Here is a 10,927-nt window from a genome sequence, read left to right as displayed (position 1 = left end):
GTTATTAGCTTGTTCGTTTATTAATGAAATTAAGTAGGCAATAAAACGGTCAATAATAGCAGGCTAAAATATCAGTTAAAATAGTCAGCTAAGATAGCCAGTAAAGATAGCCAACTAAATCACTCAGGAGTATAAAAGGTAAGATGAATAAACAACGTTTTCTTAATCGTTTTATCTTACAACAAGCTAATTTCAGTGCGCCTGTTTCGCATCACTTACAATCTCTTAATAAAGCCCAGCAGCCATTAAAAAAAGCAGCAGTATTAATGCCATTGATACAAAGAGACAATGGCTTACATATGATTTTCACACAACGGGCCTTGCACCTTAGGCACCACCCTGGGCAAGTAAGCTTTCCCGGAGGCAGGTATGAATTAAGCGATGATTCGCTCGCTATCACCGCATTAAGAGAAACACAGGAAGAGATAGGCATTGAGCAGGAGAATATACAGTTAGTTGGTAGCTTACCTTCGTTAACTACTAACAGCGGTTACCACGTCACGCCCTTCATTGGTTTTGTAAATAGCGAAGAGCAAGTTATTATTGACCGTTCTGAGGTTAAAGCCTGCTTTGAAGTCCCCTTTGCATTTGTATTAGACAGTAATAACTTTTCTAAACAATATTTAGTCGCTAATAAACAACGTCATTTTACTTATTGTTGTGCTTATCAAAACCATTTAATTTGGGGAGCTACCGCGCAAATGTTAATCAACTTACAATCTCACTTGAAAGATTAATCTACCCAATCAACACAGCCCTAGTGACTAACTCGGCAAGACACACAGTACGATGCAAACAAATAGGTTCTAGTCATTTGCTTAATGGTTTGCTATAAACTCCTCCCCCTGCTGAACACAACTTGTTTTTGAATACTTGTTTTTAAATAAAGTATCACCATAAAGGGATAAAATACCAACAAAGAAGAAGGAACTAATTACCTGATAAGATTAATGTTTTATTTAACAGCCTTGATAAAACGTGATTAAGATCAAAAAAACACTTGCTCCAATACGCGAATTAGTATGTTATAGAGCAAAATTTAATGATAAAAAAACAATGCTTTTTGTAAATATAATGATGCTTATTAACAGATATTAGCTAGCCTTATCTGGCTACAGTTACTTAACTAGGTGTACTTCGCTAACGAGATAGCGGCAATTTAAAGTTAATAGTAATAGTAAAAGTAATAGATAGAAAAAATAGTAGGCTTTTATTAATAAGCGTTGGATTAAACATCAACATCACTTTTAAAGATAAGTAAAAAAACACTCCCATTTAATAACTGATTATTTTTGCTAATTAGATTAATAATTAGTGCGTAACGCTGTGCTTTTTTACTTAATAAGAACGTTTTTGAATGCAATGAAAGTAAAGATTTATTGGCAATATTTTTCATTATTTTGTCAGCCTGTAAATAATATTTAATGAACAAAATGGTACAAATCAAGTTACCAAACGTATAAATTGCTCACGAATCATCGTGACCCCCATTGCAGGGTAGATAATTAATTTGCAATGGTTTGAAAAAAAAGGAAATAAATATGGTTGAACACATCACAGGCATGCTTGCACTGATCGGTGTACTGTCACTTTTGTGTCAATGGATAGGGTGGAAATTACGTTTACCTGCAATTCTCCCACTATTATTATGTGGTTTATTATTAGGGCCCGCACTTGGCATATTGGATCCCGATGCTATTTTTGGCGATTTATTATTCCCGATTATCTCATTAGGTGTTGCCGTTATTCTTTTTGAAGGCGCACTCACACTTAACTTTAAAGAGATTAAAGAGCATGGCCGAATGGTCACGCATTTAGTCACCATTGGCGCTTTTATCACTTGGGCCTGTATCGCACCAGCGGCTCATTATATTTTAGGCTTTGACTGGTCCATTGCGATGTTGTTTGGCGCCCTAGTCGTTGTGACAGGGCCAACGGTTATTGTCCCTATGTTGCGTACCGTGCAACCAAAGTCTAATTTAGCCAGTATTTTACGTTGGGAAGGCATTGTAATCGACCCTATCGGCGCGCTGCTCGCAGTTTTAGTCTTTGAATATATTGCAGTAACGGCGGATCCTACCTCACATGTTTTATCTGCATTGGGATATACATTATTACTGGGCTTTGGTTTAGGGGCTGCAGCTGGTTATTTAACTGGGTTATCGATTCGTAAGAACTTATTCCCACATTATTTACGTAATACTGCGGTATTAACCATTATGCTGGGCGTTTTTGTAGGCTCGAATATCTACCAAGAAGAGTCTGGGTTATTAACCGTGACTGTAATGGGTATTTGGTTAGCAAACATGCGTGGCGTTGATATTGCTGATATTTTAGAGTTTAAAGAAACATTAACCGTACTATTAATTTCAGCACTGTTTATTCTACTTGCTGCACGACTTGATTCTAGTGCCATGTTAGACCTAGGCTTTGGTGGATTAGGCGTGCTGATGGTGGTGATGTTTGTCGCTCGTCCACTCAGTATTTGGATCTCTGGCCTGGGTACTAATGTCTCCTCAAAGGATAAATGGTTTCTCAGCTGGGTTGCACCGCGTGGTATTGTTGCCGCCGCTATTTCATCGCTATTTGCGATTAAATTAGAGACCGTTGGCCTTGAAGGTGCAAGTTCTATTGTACCGCTGGTATTTTTAATTATTATCGGCACCGTGGTTATTCAAAGTTTAACCGCCGGCCCATGGGCAAAATTTTTAGGGGTAAAACAAGGCGCGAATGAAGGTTTACTGATGTTTGGCGCCTCTAAGTTCTCACGCGAACTTGCAACTATTTTAATCTCTAAAAATGTAAAAGTGCTATTAGCAGACAATAACTGGGATAGCATTCGTAAAGCTCGTATGGAAAATATTCCCGTTTATTTTGGTAACCCAGCTTCCGAGCATGCGACCAACTATATGGATTTAAGCGGCATAGGTCGTGTCTTAGTGATGTCTCCTTACCGTCAATTAAACCCATTAGTTTCCTTTCACTTCCAAGATTTACTTGGCTCGGAGAAAGTTTATGGTTTGAACAATGCTGACAGTGCCAGCGCACGCCATCAATTATCGGAGTCATATCTAAAACGATTGAGCTTATTTGGAGAAAATATTTCCTACGCTAAGATTGCCAGCATCATGGCCAGAGGCGGTATTCTAAAAGTGACTAACATCACTGAGAACTTTACCTTTGAGCGCTTTAAAAGACGTTACGGCGACTCGGCTATGCCATTAGTGTACTTAACTAAAGATGGTGAAATTAAGATTGTTTCCAATGAAAAAGATGCTGATTATCCTGTAGGTATTGAGTTGATTAGTTTATTGCCTCAAGAAGCGCAAGATCTAGCAGTTATTCAACGTGCTGTAGATGAAGAAGCAGAACGTGAAGCCAAAGCACAGGCTAAAGCAATAGCAAAAGCAGAGGCCGAAGCGCGTGCAGAAGAACGTGCGATCCGTGAAGCAGAAGAGGCAGATCAACGCTCCCTTGAAAAAGCACGACGCAAGGAGCAAGCTGCAATTGAAGAAGCGCAAAAAGCAGAGTCTATTCGATCAGAATCCGATGACGAAAAAATACAGGATACAGATGAAAAAGAAACGCAGACAAGGCCTAAGTCAGCCTAATACTTTTTAGTCCTGCCTATAAGCAAAGGTCACACTGTGCAGTGTGACCTTTTAACAGTCTGCTCCCCTCAAACACTCAGATTTACAAAGGTATTGGTGCTTATCCAATAGTCAAAGCATCCAATTAACGCATCCACTTTTATGGAATACTATTTAAACAACGACTAAAGGTTCTGGCCTAGCAAAATAGTAACCCTGTGCATAATCAACACCTAATGCGGTTAATGCTTCAACTAACCTAAAATCTTCAACAAACTCTGCAATGACTTCTTGTTTGGCTGCTTTGCCTATCTCGCAAATCGATTTAACAGCGGTAAAATCGATTGGATTGGTGAGCATATTCGCCACAATTGCACCGTCTATTTTAATCTTATCCGTCGGTAATTGTTTGATATAAGCATAGGAAGAATGACCACTACCAAAGTCATCAAGGGAAAACTGACAACCTAACGCTTTAATGTTATTCATAAATAATCGAGCACGATTGATATTTTTAATAGCAGCCGTCTCAGTGATTTCAAAACAAATTTTATTAGCGGGTATTTGGCTCTGTGTCAGTTTATTAATAATAAAGGTTTCTAACTCATTATCAGTTAAAGAGTGCCCAGATAAGTTAATCGCAATTGTTTTAATCGATTTAAGTTCTTCAGTACGTGCCATAAAATGGTCGCATACGGCATTAATCACCCAACGATCTATTTTACCGGTAAGCTGATAACGCTCGGCAACGGGTAAAAAACAAGCAGGACTCAACAATTTTCCTTCGTTGTCTAACATTCTTAATAATATTTCAAAGACCCTGCCTACTTTTTGTTGCTGTAGCGGCACAATATCTTGTTTGTATAATACAAATAAATTGTTATTTAATGCATTATTTAAGTGGTGTACTGACAATAATTGCTGTTTATTATCTGCGAAAACTTGATCGCAAGTATCGTATAAATAAACTGAATTTCTTCCCGCATTTTTCGCTAAACCACAGGCGATGTCTGCCGAGTTTAATAAATCAGTAGCACTAGATTGATTGGTTTGAGGAGCAATACCAATGCTGGCACTTAATTGAAAATTTTCACCTTGCCAGTGATACGTTAACTGGTTAATGCTTTGTTTAATCTGTTCAGCAATTTCAAGTGCTTTATCTACAGGGCAGCGATTGATCAAAATAGCAAACTCATCACCACCTAATCTCGCCACCGTATCGTAGCTGCGCACTTTTTGTTTTAATATACGAGCCACATCAACTAAGACTTGATCACCTATTGAATGGCCACAGGTATCATTAATTGTTTTAAAATAATCTAAATCGATAAAACATAAAAACCGCTTATCATCGTTGATCGCTGAGGGTCTTTTTTTATAGTTAATAGCAGCATTCAGGTTACGCTCAAACGCACGACGGTTATAAAGTTCAGTCAATGGATCATGGGATGCTTGATGCAGTAGCGTTTCTGTTAATAGCTTAAAATCATGACTTAATTCAGTGATCTCGGTAGGTGCATCATCGCTAACTTTAAAGTCATTGCCGGCTAGTGCATTGTGTGAAGAAGCAATTAGCGTGTTTAACGGATTACAAATTTTCTTATTTGCCCACCACCAAGCAGCAATAATTAATAGCAGTAAAAAAACACGTGCAATCCAAGCTGCAGCTGCTATAAAACGCTTTTCTTCGGCTAAAGATAACGCGTCTAGCTCAATCATATTATTGCATTCAGTAATCAAAAATCGAATACTTTCTACTAAAGATAAACTAACAGCATCATAATCTGGCAATAATTTACGTAAGTGTAATATTAGTTCTTTATCTGGTATTTCCGCTACACCATCGAGGTGGGTATTAATTTTTTTAATATTAAGGATGGTTTTTTCAATTTCATCATTCATTAAAGGAGGTAGGCTTTGGTTTTGCACAACGACCAAATTTCTGCTGATGTTTTCCCCTATATTTTTTGTCCCCATAATGAGATAGGTATTACCCGATGCAATCACTAAATCTGCAGAGATTAAAAATTGTGAAATGCTATTTTCTATGCGCTCAAAATCTTTCGCTCGTAGAAGGCTTTGTGTATGCTTACTCGCTAATATTTGAACGTGATTGAAATGAAAACCCAATACTTGTTCTAGCGCATAAGCACCAATCAAGCAGGAAAAAACAAGGATCGCCAAATAACTTCTTATTCTCATTACATACCTTTAATTAACGTATAAATTCAGTTAGTGCGCTATTCATCGATGACTACTTTTAATAATTATTACTTTCATTTCATTAACCATTACTGTCTATAACAGTTACTGCCATTAATTGTCACTTTCTATCTTTGTTATATATTTTGCCCAACTGATATCAGTAATTGCTAAGGTTTTTAATGCAGACCGTAAGACTAGCAACGCTAATGTTGGATAAGTAGAAAATGTATTTTTTCCCGCTTCAGAAAGTGCTTCTCCATCAAGCGTCAGTAAGGACTTTAATTGCGCAAAATTTTTATTATGAAGTTGCTTGTTGATATCTTGTACGACGCTATCGTTACATTCGGGGCTTCGGCAACGTTGAAAATAGAAACCTTTTAAACTCCTATCTAAGTTGATAGCCCAGGCAATTTCTACTAACCCCCATTTAGCCCATTCTGAACGTGCTTGTAAGAAACCAGCAGCCTTACGATCCTTAAAAAGCACGTATAAAGTATGCTTACTAACTTCACTTTGATGGATTGTAAAAGGTAACTTGTCTTTAACCGCTACTCTATCTTGCTCAGTAACCGTCGCAACAATAGAACGATATTGGTATCCATCCTTATAGAGTATTTGCATTGCTGACACAGGGTCTCTTAAGGAACAAAAAGCTGCATAAGCAGGAGAGTTCATTAAGACCTGTGTCGCCATAAGGGCGATTAATGTAAAAATTTTACGCTGTTTCATATTATTTGGGTTAATGCCTTATCATTTAATTTTTTTTAAAGATTTTATTGTTTAGGATTTTATTGTTTAGTGTATTGCCGTTTAATGTTCATCGTTTCATATATTATTATTTGACCTTTTAACCGTTAAAGCCATATGACGCTACATTCTATACCTTAGCTGCACACTTAAAATCGGTTCAATATTTTGGTTTTTTGCTTCTTTTAATTTATGTTTATATTGTGCGCTAACATCGAAACCATGGTCACTCATCCACTGCACACCCGCTACCCAATTACTTGTAGAACTGCTTTCACTACTCACGTTATGATCTATTTCTGCGCGTTGATAACGCAGTTGAGTATAAACAGAGATATTTTCTTTGGGGGTACGCCACATCACTTCAGCAAAACCATTAGCAGTATTATTTCCTGCTTTTTTACCAATAGAAGATTCCGCCATAAACCGCCATTGGTAATAATAATAGGAAAGATCTAAGGCCACTTTTTTCTGCTCAATAACACCATTAGCCGCTAAAATATCACCGCTTAACCATGAGAAGCCTGTAACTATATTTTTAGTACTTAGCGTTCCAATTCGACCAGAAAATAGGTGCGAGTCACTATTATTACTAATTTCAGCACCTGAACCTTGCGTTAGTGCAATCTCATATTCAAAACCGGGCATGATACCATTCAAAGAAAGCCCCCAATCAGTTTTTATGCCTCGCTGCTCAGTAGTTAATTGATGTAATGTACCATTAGTATCTAGTTGGTATTCTAGCCCAAAAGGCACCTCAAAATGCCCTAATCTAATATTAAACTTGCCTTGATTTAAAGCCGTATAATTAAAATTAGCGATACGCCATGTGAGCTTAGTATCGTTACCATCATCAAAAATAAAATGAGGTTTTTTAACATTATTTAATTTTACAATATAAGGTTGCAGTATTAATGTGCCGATATCCCCTGTTTCACTACTAAATACTTTATGTATATCAATTCCTAACACATGCATGAAAGCATGATCTTGAGTATCTAGGTTACTGCTAACACGAGAAGAAATATCAATGGATACACGACTGTTTTCCCCTAAAAATTCCGCCTGTGCCGTGTTTGAAAATACAAAAAGAGGGAAAGATAATAAACAACGGGTACTGAACACTGTCCATGTGGGGTAACTTTTTTTCATAAAACGGCAACCCTTATTCGAGTTAAGACTGGAAAATTAATCACTTACTAACAGGTAAGGTTAATAAATTAATTTAAGTGTCCCCCACCTCTCTATTTAGGTATTTATTGTAGTATAAGAAGGACAATACAGCGATTTATCAACAGGTGAAAAATCGCTGCTTTTGATTACGGCAATATTACGGTACTAAGCGTCTAATAAATGGCAACTTAACTAACAACATAGTTAATAATAATGACCCAACTAATGTCAAAAAGGTAAGTATTGGAATCGCTATCCAGTTACTTTGAAAGACTTGATAAAACCCATTATTTAAATCACGTATAGGGATCAATATTAAAGGGTGAACTAAGTAAATGCCCAAACTATACGTTGAAATAAGGGTTACTAAAGCGCGTAAACGACCTTGTATTTTATGCGCATAAGTTTGTGCTAATACAAATAACATGCCTCCGATAATGGCAGTATTAAGTGTTTTATACCCCATGAATAATGAACTGTACGCTTGTTTTTCCGTAGCAACATACCAAGAACCAAAAAAGTTGAGCAAAAGCATAAAACTACCGGCTGCTATCCAATATTTTAAGTGTTCACGATTATCCCTATTAAACAAATACCAACCTAAAACAAGGTAGCCACTATATAACACAATATTTTGCTGTAAAAAGTCCCCTATTTTTAACCAATGCATTAAAAATAAAATAGCCCAGCATGATAAGGCTAATTTAATATGATCAGCCGAGGCTTGTTTAAGTAAAGGTAATAAAAATGGGATCACAAAATACAGTGGAATAAAGTCGTAAAAAAACCAAAGGTGGTACCAGACAGGCTCTGTTAATGAGCTTCCTAATGTATCCATTGTAATATTACTCGACCATTGCCCAGTAAAAACACCGTCAACCATATAACCGCTGACTAGAGCAAAGATTATCGTCCACCCAATAAATGGTACAACAACTTTACTGACACGTTTAATTAGGTAAGGCCCCCATTTGAAAGATTCTTGTGATGCTTCTTGCGGCAATGATTTTGATGGTGATGGGTCTTGTGATAATGCTTTTGATGATAGTTTTTTTGATGATAGCGCTTTTGAAGATAACAGCAGTGCCCCACTGATCATCATAAACACGGGAACAGCCCAGCGTGTAAGACTATTAAGTCCAGCGGCGGCTAACCAATCGCTGTCAGGAATTTCCCCGTATAAATAACGAAAAGGACCAAGCACATGGATCATAATAACCGCGATCGCGGCAATGAAACGTAAGAAATCGATATAGAAAATGGACTGGCGTGCTGCCGTCATATAATTCACCTTATGTTATTACTTGTATATTATTAATAGAACTAGCGGGAAATTAATCACTGTCATGAATAATACCGTTTTGGTGTACAATATTATTAATATCAATAGGACAAGCATTCTGAATAAATATTACAGAAAACTTAAAAAAATTGATAATGACTATCAACTTTAACATTAGTATCGACCTGCTTACGGTCACTTATTGAATGGAATTCACTTAATATACAACATTTGTTTTTGCTCTAGAGGGTTATTTATAGAAACTAATTTATCGATAAGGATTTTCAATGATATTCACTAAACCTTCATGCTGTTTAGCATTCTCTATTTTGCCACTTTTAATCATAAGCCCCAATCTCAACGCTTCAGATAGTGATGTAAAGGAGACAAGAAATAATACTAATGATACAAGCACCTTGCCACTGGGCAAGCTCCCCCCTATGCAGCTATTACCCAACATTGACTTTCATTCAAGCAAACTACCTTTAGCTGAAAGAAATCATCTACAACCTGTGCCACAATACTCAGGCTCTTCCTTAGATAAAACCCTAACAACTCACTTAGAAAGAAGCCTGGATCAAAACTCAGAAGCGAAGCAACAGTTGAGCGCGATATCAATACACAATAATCAACCAACGGATTATCAACCTGCTTTTACTAACTCTGCTTGGGAACAGTTTGAGGTTGAACAGGATTTTTACGATAACCCATATCAAGTGTCTTTATTTTCTCCACAACATGGTGAAGATGGAGAGCGACTTTGGTCACAAACTACTTCTATCTTTTATTATGGATTAGGCGTAGTCGGCGTATTAGCTGCATTACCTGAATCAGTGACAAATTGGGATAGTGATAACGACCAAAGCATCGGTGAAAAGTGGCTAGAGAATGTTAAAGAAGGCCCAGTATGGGACCGTGATGATGCTATTTTAAATTATGTTATGCACCCTTATTTTGGCGGCGTTTATTATCAGTCTGCACGTAAATCAGGCTATAGACAGTGGGATTCATTTTTATACTCAGCATTAATGTCTACGGTATTTTGGGAATATGGTGTTGAAGCGTTTGCAGAAACGCCTTCAATGCAAGATTTAGTGGTAACGCCAGTATTAGGATGGGTTTACGGTGAGTGGGCTTTTAATACAGAGCGCGAGATTTGGGCTGGCGGCGGCACCGTTTGGGGCAGTGAATACTTAGGTAATACCGCTTTATTTTTATTAGATCCCGTTGACTCTTTAGGTCGAAATGTAAATCGCTTATTTGGTAGAGACTTAATCAAAGCCGGAACAGGTTATGTCAAAATATCAGAGCAAAGTACGCCCGGCGGTTTACAAACGGACAAACAAGTCATGTTTGAAATAAATTACTTGTTTGGTGATGACAATAGCTTAGCGCAACCGGGTATCAGCGGTAAACGTAAGCTAGGTGAGCGTTACTCATTTGCCAATGCAAAAGACCCTGTTGATGTAGGCATTATTGGTTTAAGTGTTGGGACTGGTTATCTTAACTTTGACCGAAAACGAGGCCAGTTAAATAACAAATATGCGCAGATATCCTTAGGTTTATACTTCTCAAAACGCTTTTCAACGCGTTTAAATTATTCTTCTTCTAAGCTATTAAAAGAAGTCATCGAGCAATATAGCGCTTATGAAACCTTTAGTGTTGATGGTCAATATTATTTCAATACGGACTCTAATTTACGCCCTTACATTACAGCAGGCATCGGTGAAGAAATTTGGGACGAAGATAAAGACAGTTATAATTTACAACTTAACGCAGGCGTCGGCCTTCATTATCGTTTAAATACAAAATGGGCATTACAGGCTGACCTCGTTAATTATTATACAACCGATGAAGAAAGCCACCATCAGCAACTGATAGGTAAAGTCGTGTATCGATTTGGTGCAGGGGAAAGAATGTAACTTTATCT

General features: G+C 37.3%; 6 protein-coding genes and 1 pseudogene. 3 read left to right on the top strand and 4 right to left on the bottom strand.

Annotated elements, in window-relative coordinates; genetic code table 11:
- Window positions 1–143 precede the first annotated feature (143 nt).
- Both MT391_RS19895 and MT391_RS19890 read left to right on the top strand, forming a co-directional pair.
- Window positions 144–737: a CoA pyrophosphatase gene (locus tag MT391_RS19895; protein ID WP_166373150.1), complete on the top strand. Its 594-nt coding sequence runs from the start codon at window positions 144–146 to the stop codon at window positions 735–737.
- 804 nt (window positions 738–1,541) lie between these two features.
- A pseudogene (locus MT391_RS19890) lies at window positions 1,542–3,329 on the top strand (cation:proton antiporter); the annotation flags it as partial.
- A gap of 435 nt (window positions 3,330–3,764) precedes the next feature.
- Here MT391_RS19890 and MT391_RS19885 read toward each other — a convergent pair.
- The 4 genes from MT391_RS19885 to MT391_RS19870 all read right to left on the bottom strand — a co-directional run bounded on the left by MT391_RS19885 (window position 3,765) and on the right by MT391_RS19870 (window position 8,997).
- Window positions 3,765–5,792, bottom strand: coding sequence for a putative bifunctional diguanylate cyclase/phosphodiesterase (locus tag MT391_RS19885; RefSeq protein ID WP_499499776.1), 2,028 nt, complete (start codon window positions 5,790–5,792; stop codon window positions 3,765–3,767).
- Between the two features lie 114 nt (window positions 5,793–5,906).
- Window positions 5,907–6,524, bottom strand: coding sequence for a hypothetical protein (locus tag MT391_RS19880; RefSeq protein WP_499499775.1), 618 nt, complete (start codon window positions 6,522–6,524; stop codon window positions 5,907–5,909).
- A 141-nt stretch (window positions 6,525–6,665) separates the two neighbouring features.
- Window positions 6,666–7,694, bottom strand: a complete 1,029-nt coding sequence (locus MT391_RS19875; protein WP_499499773.1) for a hypothetical protein — start codon at window positions 7,692–7,694, stop codon at window positions 6,666–6,668.
- A 178-nt stretch (window positions 7,695–7,872) separates the two neighbouring features.
- Window positions 7,873–8,997: an acyltransferase gene (locus MT391_RS19870; RefSeq protein ID WP_499499771.1), complete on the bottom strand. Its 1,125-nt coding sequence runs from the start codon at window positions 8,995–8,997 to the stop codon at window positions 7,873–7,875.
- A gap of 287 nt (window positions 8,998–9,284) precedes the next feature.
- Here MT391_RS19870 and MT391_RS19865 point away from each other — a divergent pair, with 287 nt between their 5' ends.
- A complete protein-coding gene (locus MT391_RS19865; RefSeq protein WP_499499769.1) occupies window positions 9,285–10,919 on the top strand; it encodes a DUF3943 domain-containing protein in 1,635 nt (544 codons plus the stop codon).
- Window positions 10,920–10,927: the final 8 nt, after the last annotated feature.

It is taken from the genome of Vibrio sp. 1-Bac 57 (assembly GCF_037546855.1).
Taxonomy (GTDB): domain Bacteria; phylum Pseudomonadota; class Gammaproteobacteria; order Enterobacterales; family Psychromonadaceae; genus Psychromonas.
The sequence above is the reverse complement of the archived record's forward strand: the minus strand, read 5'-3'. Positions and strand labels throughout refer to the sequence as shown.